A 25,985-nucleotide genomic window follows, 5' to 3' on the forward strand; every position below is an offset into this window, starting at 1 on the left:
ATAAACAATAAACTATGAAATGTCTTTACAAAATTGTCCGATTGGAGTTAACCAAAAAGAACAGAACAGGCATCAAGTATTCAGGGCACTATTTACAAATCATGCAAAAATAATTTGAATTTAAAGTATGTAAGACGTGATTAGGGGTTATTTAAATAACCCCTAAATAGCCTTTAAAAAACACATATGCTGACATTAATAAATTATGCTTTATCTGTATATCAACTCATAGATTTTTATTTCACATTCTGCGAAAGCAATAAACTCTAGATTTACTCATTATTTAAATGGAATGTATCTGTTGGGTCTTCATTAGGCGAGGTAAACTAGGTTCTAAGTTTTTAGATGGAACGTTGTACATAATGAGAAGCACAGTTTTATATATTTTTACAGTACTTATATGGGGTTCTACATGGCTTGCTATCGAATACCAGTTAGGCGTTGTACCGCCAGAGGTATCTTTAGTCTACCGCTTTTCAATTGCTGCATTGCTGATGTGGGCATATTGCCTCATAAAAAAATTACCTATGCAGTTTTGCTTTAAAAATCATCTTTTTTTTATGACGTTAGCTTGTTGCAACTTTGGTTTTAATTACTTAGTTTTGTATTGGGCGCAAGATTACCTAACCTCTGCTATGACCTCCATAGCGTTTTCTACTTTATTAATAATGAACATCATCAATACCCGAATTTTTTTTGGCAAACCTATCGCGCCTCGTATCTTCATCGGAGCAACCTTAGGCCTAGCAGGTATTGTAGGATTGTTTTGGCAAGACGTTAAAACCTTGGATTTTGCCAGTGAAGCAATAATCGGTTTAGGCCTTTCATTAGGTGGAACTTTTGTAGCCTCATTGGGCAATATGACCAGCGTGCGTAACTCAAGAAATAATATTGGTATTATGCAGGGCAATGCATGGGGCATGTTATATGGTAGCTTATTTCTACTGGCTTTTACTTTGAACAGTGGCACTGAATTTAATATAGACACTCGGCTTCCATACATAGTGTCACTCTTGTACCTAAGTATATTTGGCACCGTCATCGCTTTTGCTTGTTATTTTGTATTGTTAAAAGACATTGGACCCGAAAAAGCGAGTTATTCGGTGGTGTTGTTTCCTGTAGTGGCTGTGACACTGAGTATGATTTTTGAGGGGTTTGTATGGCAGACGAGTACCGTGATTGGTTTTGTTTTGGTGCTTACAGGAAACGTAGTAGTACTGACGCCCATTGATAAAATTAAGGCATTAATTATTGGCGTTAAGTCAATAGAGCAGGGTACCGGTTAAGGCATATATAGTGAGGTGCAGCATTATAAATAGCAGACATTAAGAGTCACCTATAACTATAACTTTTTAGCTAAATTATTTAATGCCTGACCTGTAATACGATTCACAGTCCATTCGTCCATAGGCTCTGCGCTTAAAGACCTATAGAAGTCGATTGCGGGTTTGTTCCAATCCAATACCCACCATTCTAGACGCCCGCATTTTAGTTCAAGGGCAAGGGTTGCTAAATAACCTAAGAGTATTTTACCTAACCCTTTACCGCGCATATTAGGTTGCACGTATAAATCCTCTAAATAAATACCGGGTCGACCGAGAAATGTCGAAAAATTGTGAAAGTACAATGCAAATGAAACTGCGACTCCATCATATTCACCAACTACTACTTTGGCGTGGGGTGTATCGCCGAATAGGCTTTCTTTCAGTGTGGCTTCGTCGGCAACGACTTCGTGTAATAGCTTTTCGTAATCGGCCAACTCTCGAATAAATCTAAGAATAAGTGCCGTGTCTTTGACAGTTGCTGAGCGAATAGTAAAATTAGGATCACGGGTTTGGCTATACATTTGATCAACTATCCTTCCATTTTTTTTTATTCCAACAGGCAATACAAAATATTACTAGAGACAAGCACCATGCAGGCCAATCACCAAAAGTTCGGTATGGTGTATAACCCTTTACTTGTTGGATTATATCATTCAGAACAGCCGTCTCAAACTGCGGTAACCTACTTTGAATTTGACCTCGGTGATCAATAAAAGCCGTAATACCGTTGTTCGTTGCACGTAAAACAGGTAAACCAAACTCTTTGGCTCTCACTTGGGCAATTTCTAAGTGCTGTGCTGGTCCATGTGAGCCGCCAAACCAAGCGTCGTTACTGACAGTGATAATAAAGTCGGTGTTATGATATAAGTTGGCGGATATTTGCCTAGGAAAAGCGATTTCGAAACAAATTGCTGGAGCAAAGTGATAACCTTTTGCTTCTAAGTTAACCTGCTGATAATCACCACGGCTAAAAGATGACATAGGTAAATCAAATATAGGTGCTAAACCACGTATCCAGTCTTCAAAAGGAATAAATTCGCCAATTGGTAATAGGTGGTGTTTAGCAAATCGATTGGCGTGAAAGTAATGATAGTGACCGCGAGATGTTTTCCCCTCATCTGTATCATCTTGGTACCTCTGTCCTAAAGCAATTAAGTTGTTGTAGGCTTCTCGTGTTTCAAAATTGTAGTTAACTATACCCGTGATTAAACCCGTGTTTGTTTGTGCGGCGATGTTATCCATTTCACTAAGATAATCTGTGGCCACAGGTTCTAGTTTAGGAATAGCGGCTTCTGGCCATATAATAACGTCATTATCCCAATGATCGGCCGTCATGGTTTTGTATTTGTCCATCGTTGGCTGATCTTGTTCTGGGGTCCAGCGAAGGGCTTGTTCAATATTGCCTTGTACCATAGCGATACGCGCACTTTCGCCCGTCGGTTTAGCCCATTGATATTGATTTAACGCGAATCCTGATACAAATATCACTGTGACAACAATAACACTAGGTAGCCATTTTTTATCAGTTAACCAGACTGCAATCACCGCACAGATTAAAATGATTAGACCAGAAACACCAAACTCTCCAATGACAGGAAACCACCCTGCAAGTGGACTTTGTATTTGACTATAACCTAGAGAGAGCCAAGGGAAACCTGTTAGTAACCAACTTCTTAGCCACTCAACAACTAACCAAATAAAGGGGAAGGCCAAAGGCCAAAGTTTAGGAGTAAAAAATTTAGCAACTAAATAACAACTCAAAGCAGGGAATAAGGCTAAATACGCGCTTAACAGTAACATCAAACTGATGGAGCCAATCAGTGGTATACCACCAAAATCGGCGATACTGACATGCACCCAACTCACACCTGCACCAAACCAACCTAGACCGAAAACAAAACCAAGCTTAAAACTTTGTTTGGGTAAGGAGTGGCTGAGTAAATAAATCAAGCCAGTAATGCTGACGAAAGTAACCAACCAAAACGAAAACGGTGCGTAAGCTAACGTCAGTAACGCACCAAATAAGCATGTTAGTAGCAGCTTCAGATTGAACGACACGTGGTACGCGCTTTGTGTAATGCTCAGAGCTATGCTTCCGTTTCTGGCAAAGTGACTTTTAACTGCAACAAGCGCCTTTTATCTGAATTAGTTACTTTAAACTTGATATTATTGATAGTGACTTTTTCATCACGTTCCGGCATATGCCCAAAAGCTTTTAAAACAATACCTCCTATAGTGTCTGCTTCTTCCTCATCAAATTTGGTTTCAAAGAATTTATTAAAATCCTCCAGAGATGTGAGTGCTTTAACCGAAAAAGTATATTTGTTTAGTGGGCGAATACCTTCGTTTTCGTCCTCTTCCACATCATGTTTATCTTCAATTTCACCAACAATAAGTTCAAGAATATCTTCAATGGTGACTAAGCCTGATACACCACCATATTCATCTACTACTATGGCCATGTGATAGCGTTTCTGCTGAAACTCTTTGAGTAAGACATCTACTCGTTTGCTCTCTGGCACTATGACGGCTGGACGAAGAATATTTTTTAACTCAAATTTTATTTCAGGAGCAAAGGCATATTTAAGGAGATCTTTCGCTAACAATATTCCTTCAATATGGTCTTTGTCTTCGTTAATAACAGGAAAGCGGGAGTGGGCAGAGTCAAGGAGGATAGGCAAAAATTGTTCAACAGTTTGTTCAATGTCAATGGTGCGCATCTGCGCTCTTGGGATCATTATCTCCCTTACCCGCATCTCACTGACCTCCATTACTCCTTCAATCATCGCTCTGGTTTGAGGGTTAATGACCTCTCGCTGTTCGGCATCAGTGATGACTTCAAACAATTCTTCTTTGTTTTTCGGCTCTCCCGTGAAGGACTGGACTATCTTTTCAATCCAGCCTTTATTGGCAGAACCGCTAGTAGATGGGGGGTTATCTTCGCTCATGATCTCGTTATTTAGGTTAGTTTAAGTAAAAAGCTTTATGCATTGAATATTATATGTATGTATCTTTAATGATTATGGTACGGGTCGTCAATGGCTAATTTTTGTAATATAGCAATTTCAATGCTTTCCATTTCCTCAGCTTCTTGTTCTTCAATGTGATCATAGCCTAGCAAATGCAAGGTTCCATGGATCAACATATGTGCCCAATGATGTTTAAGTAATTTGTTTTGTTGCTTTGATTCTTGTTTGACAACTTGTGCGCTGATCACAATATCACCTAAAAAATTAGATATCGACTCGTCCATTTCAATACCTTCTGGCAAAACTAGTTCAGGCATTTCAAAAGGAAAAGACAACACATTGGTTACTGTGTCTTTGCCACGATATTGTTGATTAAGTTGTTGGATTTCCGCGTCATCAACAATACGCACCGTCATTTCTTTATCAGTAAGCTGCTGATAAGACAATAATGTATCTAGCCATAATTGAATCTCTTCTTGTGTAGGCATGTCAGTACAATCACTGGCAAGTTGTAGATCTAAAATAGCGCTCACAGATAATTCACTTAGTGGAATTTTCATCCTTTTTAGCCACGGCTTCTTGCTGTGCTTTTTTTTCTAGTCGCTCTTTTTCTTGTTTGCCTTCATATTCTTCATAAGCCATAACTATTCGTCCTACAACCGGATGACGTACTACATCATTAGCACTAAAGAAGTTAAAAGAAATATCATTCACATCCTTCAATACCTCTATGCTGTGGCGTAAACCTGAACGTACACCACGGGGTAAATCAACTTGAGTAATATCCCCTGTGATTACCGCCTGAGAATTAAAACCAATCCTAGTTAAGAACATTTTCATTTGTTCTACTGTGGTGTTCTGTCCTTCATCTAAAATAATAAAGGCATCATTTAAAGTACGACCACGCATATAGGCCAAAGGCGCCACCTCTATTACACTACGCTCGATTAATTTTTCTACTTTTTCAAAACCTAACATTTCAAATAATGCATCGTATAAAGGGCGAAGATAAGGGTCAACTTTTTGTGATAGGTCGCCCGGTAAAAAGCCTAATTTTTCACCGGCTTCCACAGCAGGGCGAGTCAATAATATACGGCGAACTTCTTGACGCTCTAATGCCTCTACCGCACAAGCAACGGCTAAATAAGTTTTACCTGTACCTGCAGGGCCCACACCAAAACTAATATCGTGATTAATAATGTTAGTCACATACTGTGATTGATTAGGATTACGAGGCTTGATAACTCCTCGCTTTGTTTTAATGTGCACTTCTTTACCGTATTGACCCGCTTCGGCCCGCTCCAAACATTTTGCTTCTTGAATAGCTAAATGTACCTTGTTTGGCTCGATATCTGGAACCTCACCGCGAACTGGCTGCGTTTCCATGTACAGTAACTTGAGAAGTTGCGCTGCACCGCTAGATTGTTGTGATTGCCCCATCACTTTAAATTCGTTATTACGATAAGTGATTTCTACACCCAAGCGGCGCTCAATTTGTTTGATATTATCATCCAGTGGTCCACACAAGCTGGATAAACGTTTGTTGTCTGAAGGCTCTAATACAATTTCACTGCTTACAAGATTACTCAAATGTTTAGTCTCTTTACTGATAGGTTTTGCTGGGATTATTTCTAAACGACGGCAACTTGTCCGACACCTAAGTCGTCAACTTTATTTGGGTTTTTAGCTAAAATAGTATGGGGTGCTAATTCGTTTCGCAAGTCCATCTGGTCTTCGGTTCTTATAACATGACCTCTTAATGAATTAGCAAACACATCTGTTATTTTAACATCAACAAAATGGCCAATCATTTTGGGTGTACCTTCAAAGTTCACCACACGATTGTTTTCTGTACGTCCAGATAACTCCATTGGATTTTTCTTACTTGGACCTTCCACCAAAATACGTTGCTCGCTGTCCACCATACTGCGGGCAATACGCAAAGCCTGCTGAGTGATACGTTGTTGTAACAAACTTAAACGTTGCTTTTTTGTTTCTTCAGTAACATCGTCAGGTAAGTCAGCTGCAGGTGTGCCGGGACGTGCGCTATAGATAAAACTAAAGCTCAAATCAAAGTCCATAGCTTGAATCAAGTCCATTGTGGCTTCAAAGTCAGCATTGGTTTCGCCAGGAAAACCAATTATAAAGTCAGATGACATGCTTAAATTAGGACGGATTTTTTTAAGTCTTCTAATTTTAGATTTATACTCAATCGCAGTATGTCCGCGTTTCATCAAGTTTAAAATTCGATCAGCACCCGATTGTACCGGTAGGTGCAAATGGTCAACTAGTTCAGGAATTTGTGAGTAAGCGTCAATTATATCGTCAGTAAACTCCACAGGATGTGAAGTAGTATAACGAATTCGGTCTATGCCATTAATAGAAGCAACTAATTCTAATAATTCTGCAAAGGTACAAATACTGCCATCGAAATTTGGTCCTCTGAATGCGTTTACGTTTTGACCTAACATATTAACTTCACGCACACCTTGTTCTGCTAGTTGTGCAATTTCTAATAATACATCATCTACTGGGCGGCTGACTTCTTCACCACGTGTGTAGGGCACAACACAGAAGGTACAGTATTTGGAACAACCTTCCATGATTGATACAAATGCACTTGGGCCATCTGCTTTGGGTTCTGGTAAGCGGTCAAACTTTTCAATTTCTGGAAAACTGATATCAATAACTGATTTACTTCCACCTTTGATCTGATTGATCATTTCTGGCAAACGATGCAGGGTTTGTGGCCCAAAAACAAGATCAACAAACGGTGCACGTTTACGGATAGTATTACCTTCTTGTGATGCTACACAGCCACCGACACCGATGATGAGATCGGGTTTATCTTTTTTAAGGTTTTTCCAGCGACCTAACTGATGAAATACTTTTTCTTGCGCTTTTTCGCGAATTGAGCAGGTATTAAGCAATATGATATCCGCATCTTCAGCTGTGTCTGTAGCTTGATAACCATGTGTCGAGTTCAATAGGTCGGCCATTTTATCCGAGTCATACTCGTTCATTTGGCAGCCCCAGGTTTTAATAAATAGCTTTTTTGTCATAGCGGGATGTACTTACCTCTGAAAATAATTTTTGTGCTGTAACCCAATAGATTTTAAGTCTTAATCGAGTCACAAAAATTGAACACATTATTTTACGGGTTATTTTATCTAATCGCCACTTTTCCCTAAATATAAGTACCCGAAATATAAGTCAAATAAATAATTAGTTGAATGTGCATGATTAATTGGCTTCGCGATGCAGTAAAATTAACTGTACATATTACTTTTCAGATACCCAGAATTCGCTCAGCTTGATATGCTAGTTAAATAAGATAAATTATTAGATATAAAGACCTCACTATGCAAAATTTACAAAATCTCACCATTGGCAACCTTGAAGTGGCTAATAATAAACCTTTCGTACTTTTTGGTGGTATGAATGTGCTGGAATCCCGTGATATGGCAATGCGTATTGCCGAACACTATAAAGAGGTGACACATAAATTAGGTATTCCTTTTGTATTCAAAGCCTCTTTTGATAAGGCAAACCGTTCTTCTGTTAATTCTTATCGTGGTCCCGGGATGGAAGAAGGTCTAAAAATATTTCAAGAAATTAAACACAACTTTGGTGTGCCCTTGATAACAGATGTTCACGAAACACATCAAGCAGCACCCGTAGCAGAAGTAGTGGATGTCATACAATTACCTGCATTTTTAGCTCGCCAAACTGATTTGGTGGTAGCCATGGCTAAAACAAACGCTACTATAAACGTGAAAAAACCACAATTTTTAGCAGCACACGAAATGCGTCATATCATTACTAAGTTTGGTGAAGCGGGAAATAACAAAATTATACTGTGCGAGCGTGGCTCTTGTTATGGTTACAACAATTTAGTGGTAGATATGTTGGCTATGGACGAGATGAAAGCTTACGCACCAGTCATTTTCGATGCGACTCATGCTTTGCAAAAACCTGGCGGGCGAACCGATTCAGCTGATGGTCGGCGTGCTCAGGCGGCACAGCTTGCAAGAAGTGGCATGGCGTTGGGTTTAGCTGGGTTGTTTATTGAAGCTCATCCTAACCCTAATCAAGCTAAATGTGATGGACCATGTGCATTGGCGTTGAATAAATTAGAACCATATTTACAACAAATGAAGGCACTAGATGAATTAGTGAAAGGTTTTGCACCGTTGGATACAAGTGCTGATTAGTGGTTGAATGGAATTGATGGTTGAGTGGTATTAACAGCGGCGTAAGTTTTGCTGTACTAGGCTCTTAATACTTTTTACGGCAGCCTTTGCACAGCGATAACTTACTAATAGGTAATAACAGGCAGATAAACCCTTGGAACAATTTACTCTGCGATAATAACTTTAAATTTGAACTCAGGTAATTTTTTACCAACGTTTTGAACTAATTCGTTCGCTTGTGATTCAAGTGTTTCGATATCAAACTGTTTCACTAAATCTGCTTGAGTGGAGTGCGATTGAACATTTGCTAACATCAAATTAATGTTGTTTTCTATTTCGCTCTCAATATTTATACCAATTGTATTTTCAAATTGAAGTTTAATGCGATTAACCCCAAGCTTTGCTGTTGCACTTTGAGTAAATAATACTGAAGCTAAAATAGCCAATATTGTGTAAGTTGTTTTCATTTTGTTAACCTTTAGTTTAGTAATGTTAAATGTTAAGTTTTTTTTATTTAAAAAAAAGTTGTGAAGGTTTTATTTGTTGTTTTAAAACAATAAATATTTACCACGAGCAGGATTGTATACCCATGCATGAAGCTAATAAAATGACATTTTGTATGCTTGTGCATTAGAAAAACTAATGCTTTAATGGTGTTTGATAAATTATTAGTTGACATCTTATTTATGCATCGCAGATTACCTCCTCTAAATTCCCTTAAAGCCTTTGAAGTGGCAGCTAGACATCTTAGTTTTACGCGTGCAGCCGATGAACTATTTGTTACTCAAGCAGCAGTGAGTCATCAAATAAAAGCGTTAGAAGAGTTTTTATCTATGAAACTTTTTGTACGTAAAAATCGTGCGTTGTTTTTAACCCAGGAAGGGCAAAGTTATTATCTTGACTTGAAAGATATTTTTAATTCGCTCAATGACGCAACAGAACGTTTGGTGGCAAAAGGTGGAAAGGGCGCAATTACTGTTGCGTTACAAACAAGCTTTGCAATTCAGTGGTTAGTTCCTAGGATCAGTAAATTTAGTCAACTAAATCCAGATATTGATCTTCGGATAAAAGCGGTAGATGGTGATGAAGGGTTTTTAACTGATGATGTGGATGTGGCAATTTATTTTGGCAAGGGAAAATGGTCTGGTTTAATAGCGGATAAACTGCATACCGAATATCTTACCCCTATGTGTTCCCCTTTGCTGTTTCAAGGCGACAAACCCCTAATGAAGTTAGACGATCTTGGTCGACATACTCTATTACACGACTCCTCAAGAGAATCTTGGCAAGAATGGATACGCCATTTTAACGTATTAGGCGTGAATGTGAACCACGGTCCTATTTTTAGTCATTCTTTGTTAGTTCAGCAAGTCGCAGCTTTAGGGCAAGGGATCGCTCTAGGATACAGTTTTTTAGCGAGACCAGAAATTGAAGCAGGGCGACTAATATGTCCATTCGAGGAAAAGTTAATCACTAGAAGTGCTTATTATTTAGTTTGCCATCAGTCACAGGCCGATTTAGGAAAAATCTCGGCATTTCGAGAATGGTTATTGGCACAAGTAAAAGAAGAGGAAGATGATCAATACTTTGATTAATACAGCACAAAATCCTATTGCAACGTTTGTTTTCGCTCATGGCGCGGGCGCGGGTCAAAATAGTGAATTTATGCAATTGATGGCGAAAGGCATTGCCGAACATAAAATTAATGTAGTACGTTTTAATTTTGCATACATGCAGCTAGCTGAAGAGTCAGGAAAGAGGCGGCCGCCGGACCGAGCTGATAAATTACTGTCACAGTTTACCGAGTTGCTTAATCAAATTGACAATAGCTTACCTATCTTTATTGGCGGAAAGTCGATGGGTGGAAGAATAGCAAGCATGTTATTAGAAGAGTCGACAGCAGAAGGCTGCGTATGTATGGGGTACCCTTTTCATCCGCCAGGTAAACCTGACAAGTTACGTACTCAACATTTATTAAGTATCAATAAACCACTATTAATACTGCAAGGCGAAAGGGATACCTTTGGCAAGCGTGAGGAGATTGCTAGCTTTAATTTGTCTCAGCAGATTCAAGTTAGTTATTTAGCTGATGGTGATCATAGTTTTAAACCGCGCAAGGCATCTGGCCACAACTTAGAAGTAAATTTACATAAGGCAATTGAGCATAGCGCTGCGTTTATCAGAACGCATCTTTAAGTCATTGTCACTAATATGATCCCAAGAATTGATGTGTATTAGCCTGTTTAATCCAGCATTTACATTCAAACTATCATAATTCTCAAATATCGCTACCTAACTATCTTATTTAGACAGCGAGCGCTTCGAATATTGAATGTCTCCCTCAAACTCATTTAATTACCGTTTTGCTTTTCTTTAAAGCTTAATTTCAATGCAATATTAATGACACAAAACTAACTCATTATGCCCTTGTGCTGTAGGCGTCTTTCGGTCAAAAGACCAGAACTGCGTCTGATTCTATTTATCTAATAATTTGAAAGGGTTTTTATGAGTAAGTTGCCGATATTGATATTCAGCTTAAGTACCATTGGTATGTTAATTTCTCATGCAGTTAAAGCTGAGAGTAGAGAAGGCGGTATTGAAAAGATTACCGTTACAGCGCAGCAACGCGAACAATTTATTTTGGATGTGCCTGTCACTATGGATGTTATCCAAGGAGAGTTTTTAGATCGTACCAACACCACAGAATTAGATGACTTATCCCGTTTTTTACCTAATGTTGTGATCCAAGAGCAAGGTGTGAGCTTGCCATCATTTAACATCAGAGGCATTACCGACGATTCAGCCAGTGTTACTTCGACACCGCGTATTTCTGTTTATCAGGATGGTATTGACGTCAGTAAAAAAACAGTAGCGAGTGTGGGCCTATATGATATTGATCGTATTGAAGTCTTAAAAGGTGCTCAACCAACATTATTCGGCGCAGCTGCTGCAAATGGCGCTATTAGCATTATCTCTGCTCTTCCTTCTGATAAGTTTGAAGCGAGTGTAAGACTGGCTACAAACACTGAGGGGGCAGTGGAATTCCGCGGTATGGTCAACACCCCTATTAACGATATTCTGGCATTTCGTTTAGCGACGATGTACCGAGAACAAGATGGCATTATTGAAAACAAAGGGTGTGGACCTGACTCTTATAATCCTTCTGGCTTTATTACCGATCAAAATGGTGTGTCTCAATCGTGTGCAGGAGGAGATTTAAATGGAGTATCGGTCGAAGCAGTCAGAGCTACTCTAAGAGCTGATTTCGAACATAGCAACGTTGTACTGCGTGCATCTATAGAAAATAATGATCAGCCTGGCATATCTTTCAAAAGTGGCTCGATTGCACCGCTAAACGGAGATACTAGCCCTTTTTCTGCAGCAGAGCTAGGTTTCGGTTCATTGATTGGTATTGATCGAGAACTGCAATCTTATGATGTCGCAGTGACCCATTATCTTAATGACAGTTTAACGTTAACTGTCAATGGTTATGTTAAAAATGTAGATGTGGAAGAGTATTTTGATGCGGATGGTACTGGGTTACGTATCCAAGATGCATTTTTCGAAAACAATGCTGATTTATCCGGATTCGGTGCACGTTTGGTATATACCCCAGATGGACCCTTTGCAGGTTTTATTGGTTTTTCTTCTACAAATGACGAATCGGTCCTTCCCTTTGTGCAGTTGGTTGATCCTGTTTTACGCGGTGCTCTTGACGCAAAGTTAGCTGAACTTGCGGTTCAATTTCCTAATATTTCTTTGACCAATGATGTCCGCACTGACGCAACTATTGAAGAAACCGCTGCAGTGAGGCAGTTGTTAATTGCTTCTTTATTTAATGCAGACGGAACGCCTATAAGTGATCCATCTACTTCGACCACAACGATTAATGGGCCATTCGTTTTTGAAGGTAAATTGGATATCAACTCTTTTGTTGTCGAAGGCACTTATGAATTGACTGACGACTTAGCTATTACAGCTGGCGTGCGCTACATAGATGAAACACGATTTTCGAAAGATACGTTTTTTAATACATTTAGCGCATCTGCTAAAGAGGATTTTACAGCAACGCTACCGCGATTATCTTTGAATTATAACTATTCAAATAATATGTCAATTTACTTCAACTACGCAGAAGGTCGGCGTTCACCTGTGGTAGACGCCAATGCTTTTGGAGAAAATTCTATTGTCGAAGCCGAAACCGTAGACAGTTATGACATTGGTCTGAAGTATTATGCTAAAGACCTGTCATTTACTGCGGCGCTATTTGCTTACACCTATCAAAATTTCCAGCAAAGCTTTACAGATAACCAAACATTAGAAAGTCAAACTGTGACTGTGGGCGATTCGAATATGTTTGGCTTTGAATCTACCATTGATTACGTGTTTGATGATAGTTTGCGGGTAGGGGCAAACTTGGGTTTATTGGATGCCGAGTTTGACAAAAATACAAATGTTGGTTCAAGGTTTGATTATGGTGGTAATACTTTCCGATTGGCACCAGAACTGAGCGCAGCGTTCTTCTTTAATAAGTCGGTCAAAATACAGCATTTCAATGTTGCATTTGATTTAATAAGCTCTTACCAGACTGAGACCTTTTTTGAGAGCAGTAATCGTCCTGATTTAGCGCAAGATGCTTATTGGCTGACAGATGTATCTATCAAGTTGAGTAAAGAGAACAGCCCTTGGAAAGTCGAACTATACGCCGACAACTTGTTGGATGAAGATTATATCATTGATGCAGGAAACACTGGCGGTGGCTTCGGCTTACCGACGTTTGTTGCGGGTATGCCCTTTATCGCAGGTGTTCGTGTGTACGCAGACTTTTAGATAATATCAAAAGCATAGTTATATATGTTAAATATACCGTAAAGTGAGAGAGGATAAAGGTTAATGTCCATTCTCATATTTTAACGAGTAGCCTTTTACCCAGCTCTAACCACACAGCATCAACAATTTTGTTGCTATTGAGTGTCATGTCGCTTGGCAAGAACACTCAATAGCAGGCAAATAACTTATTTGATAACTAACAAGGCCTGGTTTTGTTATGATCATCGCTTATGCAAACACAACAGGGTGTTTGCTAGATATCAATCTATCTTATGAGTCAATTTCTGATGAAAATCCTACTAAGTCTCGCTGCTTGCAGCGCTATGATATCAGTTGTTTTAGGTGCATTCGCGGCTCACGGCCTCAAAAGTAAGTTATCTGAAACACTTTTAAACACCTTTCAAACAGGTGTGCAGTATCAGATGTATCATAGCCTCGCTTTAATATTGTTAGCTATTTTGTATCGCCAAGTGCCCCAATCATTACTTTTTTACAGTGCAGGCTTTATGTTCGCGGGTATTATTTTGTTTAGTGGCAGTTTGTATATGTTGGCCCTGACTCAACTGAAGTGGTTTGGACCGATCACGCCGATTGGTGGGGTGTGTTTTATTGTGGGTTGGGCGCTGTTAATTGCTGCGGCTTTAAAAGGGGCAAATTAATGGCTGGATTATTGTTGTATTGCCGCAGTGGTTTTGAAAATGATGTAGCTAATGAAGTGCAAGAGAAAGCCGCTCTATTGGAGGTTTTTGGTTATACGAAAACTAAAGCCAACAGTGGCTTTGTTTTATTTAATTGTAATGAGGAAGAACATGCTGAGTTATTAGCAAACAAGCTGATATTAAACAACCTAATTTTTGCACGCCAGCAATTTGCTTGTAAACAAGTGATTGAAGATATGGATGTTGCAGACCGTATTACTCCACTTTTAGACGCTTGCGAAGGATTTCCGCTATGTGGTGAGTTACGAGTTGAATATGCCGATACAACAGATGGCAGAGAACTGTCGAAATTTTGTAGAAAGATAAGCGTACCCTTTAGACAAGCTTTACGTAAAAAGAGCAGACTAACGACTAAAGATAATAATAAAAAGCCTGTTTTACATGTGTTTTTCACAAAAACTGATAAGGCTTATATTGGTTATTCATTTACCCATAATAATTCATCCTTAGCGCTAGGTATTTTGCGCTTAAAGTTTCCTCACGATGCGCCAAGTCGCTCTACATTGAAACTGGATGAAGCTTTTCAGACCTTTATACCTAAAGAAGAGCATGACGTGCGTCTGCAGGGTGGCCTCTATGCCGTTGACTTGGGCGCGTGCCCCGGTGGATGGACCTATCAACTTGTGCAGCGAGGCATGTTTGTACAGGCTGTTGATAATGGAGCTATGGATGCAGGGTTAATGGAAACAGGGCAGGTGACCTATTGCCCAGAAGATGGATTTAAATTTCAACCTAAGAAGAAAAATGTTTACTGGTTAGTCTGCGATATGATTGAGCAACCGCAAAAAGTTGCAAAACTGATGGCTAATTGGGTGGCAGATGGTCGTTGCAAAGAGGCTATGTTCAACCTGAAATTACCCATGAAGAAACGTTATGAGTCAGTTCAGGGTGCTTTAGGGATTATTGATGAGGTGATGCAGGCCAATCAAGCAGGTAAGTATTTATTGCAAGCCAAACATTTATATCATAATAGGGAAGAGGTAACTGTTCATTTGCGCTTAAAGTCAGGCGAAAATAAAGTTTAAATGAAGTAGTAAAATATGTGAGACACCTAGAAGTTAATTTGCTAATAGCTTTCTCTGCTTTTTTAGCCTCACATGAATAGCATATCCTTGTACAAGGACTGACCAGTAAAAAGTATTTGAGAAATATTGAGGGCAGATAAAATATAATTAGGCAGTAAATATTCGAATATAAAATTATCCACTACACCTAAAAAATACTGTTTAGGCAATAGTCCGGACTATTGCCTATGAGCATCAGGTTAATATGCCAATGCCCAATAAGACGTGTTCAACCTATTAAAGTAATTAGGTAAATCAGAATCCAGCTTATTCAAAATTCAAAAGCTGGGCACTGACAATTAATTTAAATTAGAAACTTATTGGTCCAGAGGTATATCAAAATCTTCGGACAATTCAAAATCACCTGTGACTTCAGTAATGTTGCCATTAACAAATTTAATTGTGAGTTCCTTGCGAAAATCTTCACCGCGCTGCTTCATACCGCGTTTCATTTGGTACAAGTAATACCAAGTGTCATGGTCAAATGCATCTTCCAGAACAGGTTTGCCTAACACATACGCAACTTGCTCCTTTGTCATGTCAATCCTAAGCTTTTCAACATCTTTTTCGTCCAAAAAGTTACCTTGAGGTATGTCAATTCGGAAAATCCAATCAGCGCAAGCTGACAACATGATGGTGGCGGCTAATATAACCAGTAAATTCTTAAACTTCATTATTACTCAATATCTCAGCATATAAAAAACAAAAACGGCTAGATAAGAGACTAACTCTCACCTAGAGGGCGGAGCATCCTAACCCAGCCGTATAAGCGCAATCAATGCTTAATTGTTATGAATTGCTGATTTGTAACAATTCTTTGGCGTTTTCTATGGCTGTTTGGGTAATAGTGTCTCCAGCTAGTAGACGTGCTAACTCTTCAATTCGTTCACTTTCTTGTAAACAAATCATATGTGTTTCTGTGGTTTTTTTATCACTAAACTTTGTGACAAACATTTGATTGTGCGCTCTGGCTGCTACTTGGGGTAGGTGAGTGACACAAATGACTTGTACATTATCGCCTAATTCTCGTAACAATTGACCTACTACCGAAGCTGTTGAACCACTGATACCGCTGTCAACTTCATCAAATATCATGGTGGCAACATCATTGTTGCTTGAACTAATGACTTGGATAGCTAAACCAATCCGGGACAATTCACCACCTGATACAACCTTCTCAAGGTTATCTAAAGCTTGCCCTAAGTTAGTCGATACTAAAAACTTCACAGAATCTAACCCGAGTTTGTTAGGTGTGCCCTCTATGTGATGCTCAACATTAATCTTAAATACTGCATCGGCCATATTCATTTGGTGTATATGCTTTTCTACTTGTTTAGCAAAAGACTTGGCTGCTTTTTGTCTTGATAAACTAAGTTTTTGCGCAGCCTGATGATACTGTTTATCATGCTCGCGAAGTTGCTCTTTCAATTCTTCTAACAATGAATCGTCTTTGACTAATTCACTAAACTCAGTGGCGAGTTGTTGATGAAAATTATATAACGTCTCGGGTTGAACATTATGCTTTCTGGATAAATCTAAAGCTTGCGAATAACGAACTTCAACGTTCTGCATGCGCATGGGGTCTATTTCAAGTTGTTCAGTGTAAGCTCTGAGTTCGTTAGAGGCTTCGTCTATTTGAATGCAAGCTTCAGCTAGCATAGTTACAATAGGAGCCAGACTTGGGTCATGCTCTTGCAACTCGGTTAAGCGGTCAATACTACTTTGAACGGCAGACAAAGCATTGAAGTCTTCTGCTTCATAAAGTTGGTGAAAACTAATTTGGCTCTGTTCTAGTAATGTTTGACTGTGGCTGAGTTTTTTATGTTCAAGTTCTAAAGAGATAAATTCACCTTCTGCCAAAGCATAATCGTCTAGTTCTTGGATTTGATAAGATAACAGTCTGCCACGGTCTTCACGCTGCTGCTGACCTTCCAATAAATTTTGATAGTGTTGACGTTGTGTTTTTAATACCTGATAAGAATCTGCAACCTTATTCAGCAATGTGTCGTGTTCAGCATATTGGTCGAGGAGGTTACGTTGATTGTCACCTTTTAATATTTGCTGATGGGCATGTTGCCCATGAATGCTTAATAAAAATTGACCTAAGATTTTCAGTTGCTGTAAAGGTACAGGTATTCCATTAACAAAAGCTTTTGAGCGTCCCTCTGAAGATATTACGCGTCTTATGAGCACTTCATCATGATCTAACAATTCATGTTCTTCAAGCCACCTTTGTGCTGCGGGTAGTTGCCTCACATTAAAACCTGCACTTACTTCGGCTTTGTCTGCACCTGTGCGAACCATCCCACTGTCAGCTCTGTCACCTAAACACAACCCTAATGCATCAACTGATATCGACTTACCCGCACCTGTTTCACCGGTAATGGCTGTCATGCCTTGTCTAAAATCAACATCTAGTGTTTTAACAACAGCAAAATTACGAATAGATAGGTGGGTAAGCATTTTCGGTCCTCGGTAATACATACAGTAAAGCATGTTTATATATACAGTGCTGTGAATATAAACATGCTTTTGGTCAGTGTCTACATATCTGTAAATTTTTATTGCAGTATTATTTTCATAATTATATTTAATCTATATATATCAAAAGGATAGGTTGATACAGTAATAAAATTAAAATTATATAAATTGGAGGGTACTTTTAGCTACTGCTCAATCTTAAATCTAAATAAATAACTGTACAGTAGTTAAATAACAAAAAACCAATTTTTATTGTTAAAAAGAACTGAATAAGATTGAAACAGTCCTAAGAAACGTGAAATTAAGAGGTACTTTAAATTCATTAACACTAGTCGATGATACTTTGCTATTGGATTATTTTTGGTACTAAACTACCCAATAGCCAGCCCAATCTTTGTAAGGCTTAGGTTGAGAAAAAGAGCGTTGTTAGAGTGGCAGATAGCTATTCTTCGAAAAAATAAAGTTACTCATTTTATTAAGCGTCACGAATCAACAGTGATCAAAAACAACACTGAAATACTGTTTTGAAAATGTTGACGTAGACGTTGTCACAAAACAGTAAAAGGGCTCGGTTCTGACTTGAAAACTCGGAAGCCGACTCAGCAGTTGTCAATTAATTCAATTTGGTTTGGCGCCGAAGTTCCTTTGGGTAAATTCAAGATTGTTGCACTGACCCTAATGGAATCTGATGTTATAATTCGAGCAATAAGAACATATTACCTAGTACCTAGTACCTAGTACCGCTTCGTGCAAAGAACTTATTATTAAAGTTGGTTCGGATCCACAATTAAGCTTTAATCTTGCGATAACAGCTAAAAGCATTGCTGAAATATCTTAATTTACGAGATGATTATTGAATTTTACATGTTCAACCGTTCGCTCGAGCTCGTTAGTAAAACAGCAATATTAAGCACTGAATTTTATCAGCTGTTTATCAGTATTGGTACTCAAACCCCCCGTGAAACATAATGGATGCTCTACATTAAAATTTAGCCAGCTTTTCTAACTGAACAGCATTGAATTTTATATAGTATTGCGAGATCAATTTGGCCGTTGGATTTTCTTCATAGTTTAGTTACTAAGACAAATGTCACTAGTGATTGCTCAGGGGGACAGTCGCGTTGTTCCAACAAGTATTACTATCGCTTGCTCGAAGGAGACAGTAGGTTCGTATGATCAGTTTCCCAATGAGTAATCCATGCTGGTATATCACTAGCCAACATTGGTCGGGCAATGCCATAACCTTGAGCCAACTGACAACCCAATCCCAATAGTGCTGTTCCATGAGCAATGGTTTCTACACCCTCAGCTATCACATCACGTCGGAATGCTTTGGCGAGACCTATTACGCCTTCAACAATCGCGCAATCGTCAATATCGTCTAGCATGTCGCGCACAAAGCTCTGATCGATTTTAATCAATTGTGCTGGCAAACGTCTCAGATGAGTAAGTGATGAATACCCAGTTCCAAAATCATCTAAAGCAAAGCGTAAGCCTAGCTTATGGCATGCGTTCATCGTTGAAGACACTTTGCTGATGTCATGTAACGCGCTGGTTTCCAGTATCTCAAATTCTAAATAGTCTGGGCTAACCTCAGGATAAGCTGCCAATAGATCCGCTATGCGAGTTGCGAAATTACTTTGTTGTATTTGGTAACCACTGATATTGACACTGATAAGTAGATTAATGTCCATTTGTTGCCATTGACTTATTTGACTCAATGCACTGGTTATGACCCATTCACCTAGTTCTAGACTCAGGTCTTGACCTTCAATTACCGGTAAGAACTCTAAAGGTAGCAATAAACCAAGCACCGGATGTTGCCAGCGAATTAAAGCTTCTACGCCTATTACTGCACCAGTTTGCATGTTTACTTTTGGTTGGTAATGCAGCACAAATTCCCGCAATTTCATGGCTGAACGAATATCACCTATACTTTCTGACTGAGTTTTGCTCGCATTCTCTTGTTTGGTATCAAATAGGCGATAACGGTTTTTACCTTCTTGTTTAGCAATATACATAGCTTGGTCTGCATGGCGCATCAGTTGGTCTGCATCTGAGCCGTCTTGTGGATAAAGGGTAACACCAATACTTGCTGAAATATTCATAGCCTTACCATTCAAACTAACCGGGGCAGCCGCGGCTTTTAATAGACGATCTAGTACTGGCTTACTCTCCTCATAGCTTTCTAAATCTATCATTACAGCAATAAATTCATCACCGCCAATACGTGCTAACGTATCTCCTTCACGAAGCGCTTCTTTCATACGTTGAGACACAGTAATGAGTAATTCATCTCCCTCTTTATGGCCATGGTTGTCATTGACTTCTTTGAAGCCATCTAAATCCATAAACACCACTGCTAATGACAGATTTCGACGTCGACATTGTGCCATAGCTTGGCTTAAACGTTCTGCCAATAATACACGGTTGGGCAGATTGGTCAGAACGTCATAGTAAGCAATATGTTCTAGTTGCCCCTGGTACGCCTTCATTGTTGTAATATCAGTGCATAATGAAACGTAATGCTGCACAAAACCGGCAGCATTTTTTACAGCACTAATGGTGAGCATTATGGGGAAAACCTCACCATTTTTTCGGCGATTCCATAGTTCGCCACGCCAGCGGCCTCGTGTTAGTAGTGTATGCCACATTTCGTTATAGAATTCTGGCGAGTGACGACCTGATTGCAGAATTTTTGGGTTTTTTCCTAACACTTCATCAGAGGTGTAACCCGTGATGCGGCTAAATGTGCTGTTAACTTCAGTAATCTTAGCCGTGGCATCGGTAATCATGATGCCCTCATTGGCGTGGCTAAATACACTGGCCGCGCGCTGTAGTTTGCGCAGAAGAAGTTCCTTCTCTTTATTGGCGATGACTAATTCATGTGCCCGCTTGTCTTTCTCCTTGTTTTGAAAGGCAAGTTCATTGTTCGCAATAATTAACTCATCTGCTCGCTTATCTTTTTCTTCGTTTTGAAAAGCAAGTAATTTGTTCGCAACAATTAATTCATCTGCCCGTTTAGATTGCTCTTCTTTAGCAATGTCTAATTCATCTACTCGCTTAGCTTTCTCTTCTATAGCAATGTCTAGTTCATCTAACAGCTCAGCTTTCTCTTCTCTGACAATAACTAATTCATCTGCTCGTCTAGCTTTCTCTTCTCTGACAACGACTAATTCATCTACTCGCTTAGCTGTCTCTTCTATAGCAATGTCTAGTTCATCTAACAGCTCAGCTTTTTCTTTTTTGGCAATGTCTAGTTCATCTGCTCGCTTAGCTTTCTCTTCTATAGCAATGTCTAGTTCATCTAACAGCTCAGCTTTCTCTTCTCTGACAATAACTAATTCATTTGCTCGTCTAGCTTTCTCTTCTTTGGCAATGACTAGTTCATCTGCTCGCTTAGCTTTCTCTTTTTTGGCAATGACTAATTCATCTACTCGCTTATCTTTTTCTTCGTTTTGAAAAGCAATCTCTTCGTTAGCAATGTCCAGTTCATCAGCTCGAAAAGTGATGTCTTCGATAGCCAGTAAGATAATACTTTCTCTGTCTTCAGCTTGTGCCATTTGTCGAGCGTTCAACAGCAGGGTTCGACAACCAGTAAGAGCAAAATTGTGCTCAATCACAAAATCGTAAAAACTAGCCTTCTGCGGTAAAACAGTTTCTAGTAGTTTTCGCAATAAAGGGATTTCGAACTGTTGATTTCCTAGATCATAAATAAGTTGCCCAATGGTATTTTCAGGTTTAACCATAAAAAGCTTATAAAAAGCAGAGCTCACATTGACTACCCTTAAATCCTGATCCAACATTATTAAGGGTTCGCGCACCATGTTAATAACAATATTGACGTAATCAAACATATCCTGATTACTTTTTGAATCGAACATCACTATCTCTCCCTAGGTTAAGTCATGTCAAACATTGCTTAATGGTTAAAGAAGTGGCCTCGACTTTAATTAACCATAATTTAATGACTTTACAAATTTGATATCTCATTATGGCTGATTTTTAGCAAACTTCTCAAATTATAGAAACTTAACTTAGCATTATTATGCTAAGAGTATCAGCGTGTTATAAACAGCAATCTTTAATTTTTTTCATTTACCAATCTACTAGTTTTTGTTTAATAATTAGAAACTACTTTTATTTAAACACAATTATCTATAGCGGTGTTCAATTTACACTGTTAAAAACTTGCTTTGAGCGCGTACTTTGTATTTATACTTTTAGAAAAGCTAATTTTCCTTCCTTCTGCAATTAACTCGGTTGAGTCAGATATCATTTTATTATGAAAGGTCACAAATAGCCATTTATAGACCTTCAACCTCAATTATCTTCACTTAGATTGTTTAGCTTATGTGCTCGTTGTATACAAATATTGAGCGATATACATTCGACAATTGCCGCTTTTCTGTCGATGTAAAAAGTGACTTTACTCATAACGAATACTCAGGGCTCGCCATTAAGCGCAGCCTGTATTTTTTTCGAAGAATAAATAACACATAAAAAAGTTCCACCCCTAGAGGTTTGTTATGTGTTGTGATGTTTTAAGGTATGTACTCAATTTTTTTGGGTTTAGATTGGGTAAAAAAAGCATGATGTGTGTGCAAATTGATGACAGTGAGAAACATCGTTTTAACGTTGTTTCTCAGACACTCAAATCCATAGATAGCTGGTTAAATGAACTGCGTAAAAACGACAAGGGTAAGATTGCTGTTGCGATCGAATTGTTTAAAGGCCCTGATGTATATGCGTTGCATAAATACAGTTTCGTCAGCATCTTTCTTATCCATGTGTTAACACTGGCGCGTTATAGTCAGGCAATGTTTCCAGGTGGTGCCAAAGACGACCTATCTGATGTTGATTTGGCCTTAGATATGATATTTAACTACTCGAACAAAGTGAAAGCTTTACGTCCGAGTAGTCACCACAACTAAACAGTGGCGCCTTCAGTTTAGCAGCGCCATTCGGCAGTCGATATAAGGGTTACAAAGCTAATCGCCTCATAGATGCACTCAAGCAGTATTATGCGCAACAATGTGCAAAGGAAAGTCTCACCAGTCAGCGGCATAAAAGATATGTTGAATGACACAGGGCGTGAAGCAAACGGTGGGGTAATTAGTTTTCTACCGTTAATGCCCGCATCTTTGAACTGCAAAGTCTCAGCATAACTGCATTAAAAAATACACCTATATTGTATAAAATAACAGTTTCGGGGTGGTGGTTGTCAATCGTAAATGATGCCATAAAAGAGGACGGTGAAGTACGATCGTCATAAACCAGAGCAGATCCTTCGTTGTCAAATTATTGAAAAATATGACTCCCAGTCTCTGACCTGCATAGGTCAACAAGATAAAAATTTACCTAAGTATGTACGGTCAGAATTTAAAGCGTAGCTCAAGTCCGGTCCTTTGAAATATGGTGTTTTACAAATACGCTGTGTAGGTCGTCACCAAGCACCTGGTTGTATTCAGTTTTAAAAGCCGATGGTTTTAGTTGCAGGCGGCCATCCCGAGCTGCAGTGGGCGGCGAATAACAGAAAGCGCCGCCTTGTTGGTTGATGATGTGTCTAATAAACATCCATTGGTGACTCAAAAAATACTCAGCCACCTGATTACAAATAATGACGAAGTCATCGAATTAATGCCCTGAAAAGAAGATTGTCGTTTCAAGTAAGTCTGTTTGAATAAAAGGTGTTCATCAACATAATCAAAAGCAATATTCAAAATTAGTTTGCACAACACCGACAACAGGGGACACGTATTTTAAGTTTTGAATTTCGTAAAACAGTTGATTAATAGATGCCAGTTCGTCGACAGTCCGAGCACTACTGATATAAAAGGGATGTCGATATATAAAATACTAAGAAAAATATAACTTCATTTTATTAAAGATAACGTTTTATTTTACCTATACCTAATAAAATGTAGACATCTCAAGAGCCTCAAAATATGTACTTTCACCTAATGTCATGGACGTGTTGTTAAGTATGTCATATGTTTAAGAGTCTTTTTTATTGTGCTGAACTTTGATATGTTATCCCAAAAATAGAATTATAAATAAATAATGGTAAAGCAGTTCAATAAAATTACTCAAGCGTATTTCCCATACAGGCAGTTATTAATTCGCCAAAATGGTGAAATTAAATATCTCCCTATCACAACTTCTATTCAACTTGTTTTGGCTTTATTTCTGTTAACTATTTTTTCTTGGTTTAGTTATTCAACCATCAAATATTTTTCTTTGAATGAAAAGGTCTCACAGGCTAAAGACAATTTAAAACAATCTCAAACTGATTTAAATATGTTATCAGCAGAATACCAGACAAAAAACATACAATTAAATCAACAATTATCTCAACTGCAACAACAGCAAGTAATGTTGCAAGACTTGTTAGATTCACTGCCAGAAAAAATTGCACCTACCGATACATCAGATGCATCGAAGCCTATCAGTCATTCAAATGCTCATATGCAAACTAATCATGATTCCGTTTTAAAAAGTTTAATTCAGGTAGAGAATCGACTGAATTCACTTGAAGCAGCGCAAAATAATAGCTTTGAAAACATGTCATCAAGGATCAGAAAAAGAAAACAGCAACTGGTTAAAGTATTCAATTTAACGGGCATTAGTATAGATATGATTCACCATCAATCCACTCAACCCGTCTACGCCCAAGGGGGACCATTATTTGAACTTAGTAAAAATACAACAGATAAGTATCATCAACTTACTAATGAACTAATTGATTTAAGGCAGTTGGAGAATTCGCTAAAGAATGTGCCAGTAAAACTACCTGTAAAAGATTATTATATTTCGAGTGGATATGGTTATCGAAAAGACCCAATTTTTAATAAAAAAGCCATGCATAAAGGGATTGATCTGGCTGGATGGCACAAAACTGAGATTTATGCACCGGCCAATGGAAAAGTTAAACGAGCAGGTAAAAATGGCAGTTATGGTAATTATATAGAAATAGATCATCTAAATGGTTTTACCACACGCTATGGTCATTTATACAAGATAAAAGTTAAAGAAGGCGAATATGTTAGTGAGAATGTTGTTATCGGCCTTATGGGCAATACAGGGCGCAGCACCAGTACTCATTTGCATTATGAAGTTCTTTTTGATGCTAAGACAATCAATCCACTAAAACTTACAAAGGCGCTCAAACATGTTCTCTAAAAATAAAGACGCACAAAGCCCTGCAGTCATAAACAAAAATAGCACTCCCTCTATTATTGGAGGAGATGTGGTGATTCAAGGTAATGTTACCAGTCAAGGTTTGGTGCAATTAGATGGTAAATTTGAAGGTGAAATTCGTATTCACAGCCTTACAGTTGGAGAACAAGGCTGGGTTGATGGTCTAATTTACGCACAAGAAGTTGTCATTAAGGGTAAGGTTACTGGTGCTATTAATGCGATTGAAGTGACGTTAGAAAAGACAGCTGATGTCAGTGGTGACATTACGCATCATTCCATTAGTATTTCAAGCGGAGCAAAAGTAAATGGAAGTATTACACAAATAAATGAAGAGCAGAAAGTAGCTGATCTGAACAGTAAAAAAGTATCTGTAAAATCCGGATAGCATCTCAAACCAGTTAAAAACTGGTTTGCACATCAACCTGAGGTGCTTGTCTTAAATTATGAATAACGTAGATACAGTTGATTAGTAAAAGAAAAATATCCGACTTTCACTCCATTATGAACATTAAGTGGACGTCAATTTAGAAAACATAAGGCACCATGTCATCTGATTTTATGAAAAATGACGTTCTACTTTACCACCACTAAGGGAAGTGATTTTATGGCATAAGACCGAATTTATTATTGGCGATGCATCTTTTAGCAGCTTTGACAAAATGGTGAGATACTTTTCGAATTTCTTTCTGGTCAGTTTCAAACATTAGTTTTTAGTGTTAAACATTAATACTCTCGAACATTTTTCAACGTCTGGGCGCAAAGTGATTTTCAAATTTCAGCATTTACAGAAATTGACTGCCCGAAGTCTAGGGCAGATTAGCCAGTTGAACTGAACTAAATCAGTATGATACTTCCCCCGCCAATCCCGCATTTTGTCCATAAATTAACTATTCGGCAAGCTCAACGTAAGATCCTGTCTTGTTGCTCTAACAGTGACTGGGTAATCTGAAGAATTTGGCTCCATATTAAGCCAATCTTTTTATTCAACTCCAATACTTATGTTTTTGTCATCCATTTTAGTTCTCTGCTAATCACATCATTATGGTTAATTGTATTTTTGACCCGTTATTAAAGTAACCTATTTGTAAATACTGCCGATATTGGGATACAAATTAATATCTTAACGCTCATCTTCCAGCGTTTCAAAAATGTAAATATTCTAATTGAACTGAATTGTTCATGAATACTCGCCATTATTTTAGCA

General features: G+C 38.5%; 20 protein-coding genes. 10 read left to right on the plus strand and 10 right to left on the minus strand.

Annotated elements, in window-relative coordinates; all coding sequences use genetic code 11:
- The first annotated feature begins 362 nt into the window (after positions 1 to 362).
- Positions 363 to 1,286 carry an EamA family transporter gene (locus QZ562_RS01470; RefSeq protein WP_293756014.1) on the plus strand — a complete coding sequence of 308 codons (924 nt, stop codon included), beginning with the start codon at positions 363 to 365 and terminating at the stop codon, positions 1,284 to 1,286.
- A 56-nt stretch (positions 1,287 to 1,342) separates the two neighbouring features.
- Here the strand turns inward: QZ562_RS01470 and QZ562_RS01475 are convergent, their stop codons facing one another.
- The 6 genes from QZ562_RS01475 to miaB form a co-directional block, all read right to left on the minus strand.
- Positions 1,343 to 1,846, minus strand: a complete 504-nt coding sequence (locus tag QZ562_RS01475) for a GNAT family N-acetyltransferase (RefSeq protein WP_293756017.1) — start codon at positions 1,844 to 1,846, stop codon at positions 1,343 to 1,345.
- 4 nt (positions 1,847 to 1,850) lie between these two features.
- Positions 1,851 to 3,371 (minus strand): apolipoprotein N-acyltransferase, encoded by a 1,521-nt coding sequence (lnt, locus tag QZ562_RS01480; RefSeq protein WP_293756081.1) that lies wholly within the window; start codon positions 3,369 to 3,371, stop codon positions 1,851 to 1,853.
- A gap of 41 nt (positions 3,372 to 3,412) precedes the next feature.
- Positions 3,413 to 4,273: a CNNM family magnesium/cobalt transport protein CorC gene (corC, locus tag QZ562_RS01485; protein ID WP_293756020.1), complete on the minus strand. Its 861-nt coding sequence runs from the start codon at positions 4,271 to 4,273 to the stop codon at positions 3,413 to 3,415.
- Between the two features lie 65 nt (positions 4,274 to 4,338).
- Positions 4,339 to 4,827, minus strand: coding sequence for an rRNA maturation RNase YbeY (gene ybeY / locus QZ562_RS01490; RefSeq protein ID WP_293756083.1), 489 nt, complete (start codon positions 4,825 to 4,827; stop codon positions 4,339 to 4,341).
- Between the two features lie 7 nt (positions 4,828 to 4,834).
- On the minus strand, positions 4,835 to 5,884 hold the full coding sequence (locus tag QZ562_RS01495; RefSeq protein WP_293756025.1) for a PhoH family protein: 1,050 nt from the start codon (positions 5,882 to 5,884) through the stop codon (positions 4,835 to 4,837).
- Between the two features lie 41 nt (positions 5,885 to 5,925).
- Positions 5,926 to 7,356 (minus strand): tRNA (N6-isopentenyl adenosine(37)-C2)-methylthiotransferase MiaB, encoded by a 1,431-nt coding sequence (gene miaB / locus QZ562_RS01500; RefSeq protein WP_293756027.1) that lies wholly within the window; start codon positions 7,354 to 7,356, stop codon positions 5,926 to 5,928.
- 300 nt (positions 7,357 to 7,656) lie between these two features.
- Here miaB and kdsA point away from each other — a divergent pair, with 300 nt between their 5' ends.
- Positions 7,657 to 8,508 (plus strand): 3-deoxy-8-phosphooctulonate synthase, encoded by an 852-nt coding sequence (gene kdsA, locus QZ562_RS01505; RefSeq protein WP_293756030.1) that lies wholly within the window; start codon positions 7,657 to 7,659, stop codon positions 8,506 to 8,508.
- A gap of 143 nt (positions 8,509 to 8,651) precedes the next feature.
- Here the strand turns inward: kdsA and QZ562_RS01510 are convergent, their stop codons facing one another.
- Positions 8,652 to 8,954 (minus strand): hypothetical protein, encoded by a 303-nt coding sequence (locus tag QZ562_RS01510; RefSeq protein ID WP_293756032.1) that lies wholly within the window; start codon positions 8,952 to 8,954, stop codon positions 8,652 to 8,654.
- A 219-nt stretch (positions 8,955 to 9,173) separates the two neighbouring features.
- Here QZ562_RS01510 and QZ562_RS01515 point away from each other — a divergent pair, with 219 nt between their 5' ends.
- From QZ562_RS01515 to rlmM, 5 genes are all read left to right on the plus strand, one after another.
- A complete protein-coding gene (locus tag QZ562_RS01515; protein ID WP_293756085.1) occupies positions 9,174 to 10,082 on the plus strand; it encodes a transcriptional regulator GcvA in 909 nt (302 codons plus the stop codon).
- Entirely contained in the window at positions 10,063 to 10,683 is a 621-nt protein-coding gene (locus tag QZ562_RS01520) for an alpha/beta family hydrolase (protein ID WP_293756034.1), read from the plus strand. Before QZ562_RS01515 ends, QZ562_RS01520 begins: the two co-directional genes overlap by 20 nt.
- Before the next feature lie 309 nt (positions 10,684 to 10,992).
- Positions 10,993 to 13,317 carry a TonB-dependent receptor gene (locus QZ562_RS01525; protein WP_293756036.1) on the plus strand — a complete coding sequence of 775 codons (2,325 nt, stop codon included), beginning with the start codon at positions 10,993 to 10,995 and terminating at the stop codon, positions 13,315 to 13,317.
- A 287-nt stretch (positions 13,318 to 13,604) separates the two neighbouring features.
- Complete coding sequence (locus QZ562_RS01530) at positions 13,605 to 13,976, plus strand: DUF423 domain-containing protein (RefSeq protein ID WP_293756038.1); 372 nt, start codon at positions 13,605 to 13,607, stop codon at positions 13,974 to 13,976.
- Positions 13,976 to 15,061, plus strand: a complete 1,086-nt coding sequence (rlmM, locus tag QZ562_RS01535; protein ID WP_293756040.1) for a 23S rRNA (cytidine(2498)-2'-O)-methyltransferase RlmM — start codon at positions 13,976 to 13,978, stop codon at positions 15,059 to 15,061. The genes QZ562_RS01530 and rlmM overlap by 1 nt, the downstream gene beginning before the upstream one ends.
- Positions 15,062 to 15,417: 356 nt before the next feature.
- Here the strand turns inward: rlmM and bamE are convergent, their stop codons facing one another.
- The 3 genes from bamE to QZ562_RS01550 all read right to left on the minus strand — a co-directional run bounded on the left by bamE (position 15,418) and on the right by QZ562_RS01550 (position 21,102).
- Complete coding sequence (gene bamE / locus QZ562_RS01540) at positions 15,418 to 15,774, minus strand: outer membrane protein assembly factor BamE (RefSeq protein ID WP_293756042.1); 357 nt, start codon at positions 15,772 to 15,774, stop codon at positions 15,418 to 15,420.
- 115 nt (positions 15,775 to 15,889) lie between these two features.
- On the minus strand, positions 15,890 to 17,563 hold the full coding sequence (gene recN, locus QZ562_RS01545; protein WP_293756044.1) for a DNA repair protein RecN: 1,674 nt from the start codon (positions 17,561 to 17,563) through the stop codon (positions 15,890 to 15,892).
- 1,157 nt (positions 17,564 to 18,720) lie between these two features.
- Positions 18,721 to 21,102, minus strand: coding sequence for an EAL domain-containing protein (locus QZ562_RS01550; protein WP_293756087.1), 2,382 nt, complete (start codon positions 21,100 to 21,102; stop codon positions 18,721 to 18,723).
- A gap of 1,071 nt (positions 21,103 to 22,173) precedes the next feature.
- On the opposite strand from QZ562_RS01550, the gene QZ562_RS01555 reads away from it, so the two are divergent.
- The 3 genes from QZ562_RS01555 to QZ562_RS01565 all read left to right on the plus strand — a co-directional run bounded on the left by QZ562_RS01555 (position 22,174) and on the right by QZ562_RS01565 (position 25,166).
- On the plus strand, positions 22,174 to 22,515 hold the full coding sequence (locus QZ562_RS01555; RefSeq protein WP_293756046.1) for a hypothetical protein: 342 nt from the start codon (positions 22,174 to 22,176) through the stop codon (positions 22,513 to 22,515).
- A 1,129-nt stretch (positions 22,516 to 23,644) separates the two neighbouring features.
- Positions 23,645 to 24,763, plus strand: coding sequence for a M23 family metallopeptidase (locus QZ562_RS01560; RefSeq protein WP_293756048.1), 1,119 nt, complete (start codon positions 23,645 to 23,647; stop codon positions 24,761 to 24,763).
- On the plus strand, positions 24,753 to 25,166 hold the full coding sequence (locus QZ562_RS01565) for a polymer-forming cytoskeletal protein (protein WP_293756050.1): 414 nt from the start codon (positions 24,753 to 24,755) through the stop codon (positions 25,164 to 25,166). Before QZ562_RS01560 ends, QZ562_RS01565 begins: the two co-directional genes overlap by 11 nt.
- Positions 25,167 to 25,985: the final 819 nt, after the last annotated feature.

The sequence above is a fragment of the uncultured Paraglaciecola sp. genome (genome assembly GCF_913058035.1).
Lineage (GTDB): Bacteria > Pseudomonadota > Gammaproteobacteria > Enterobacterales > Alteromonadaceae > Paraglaciecola.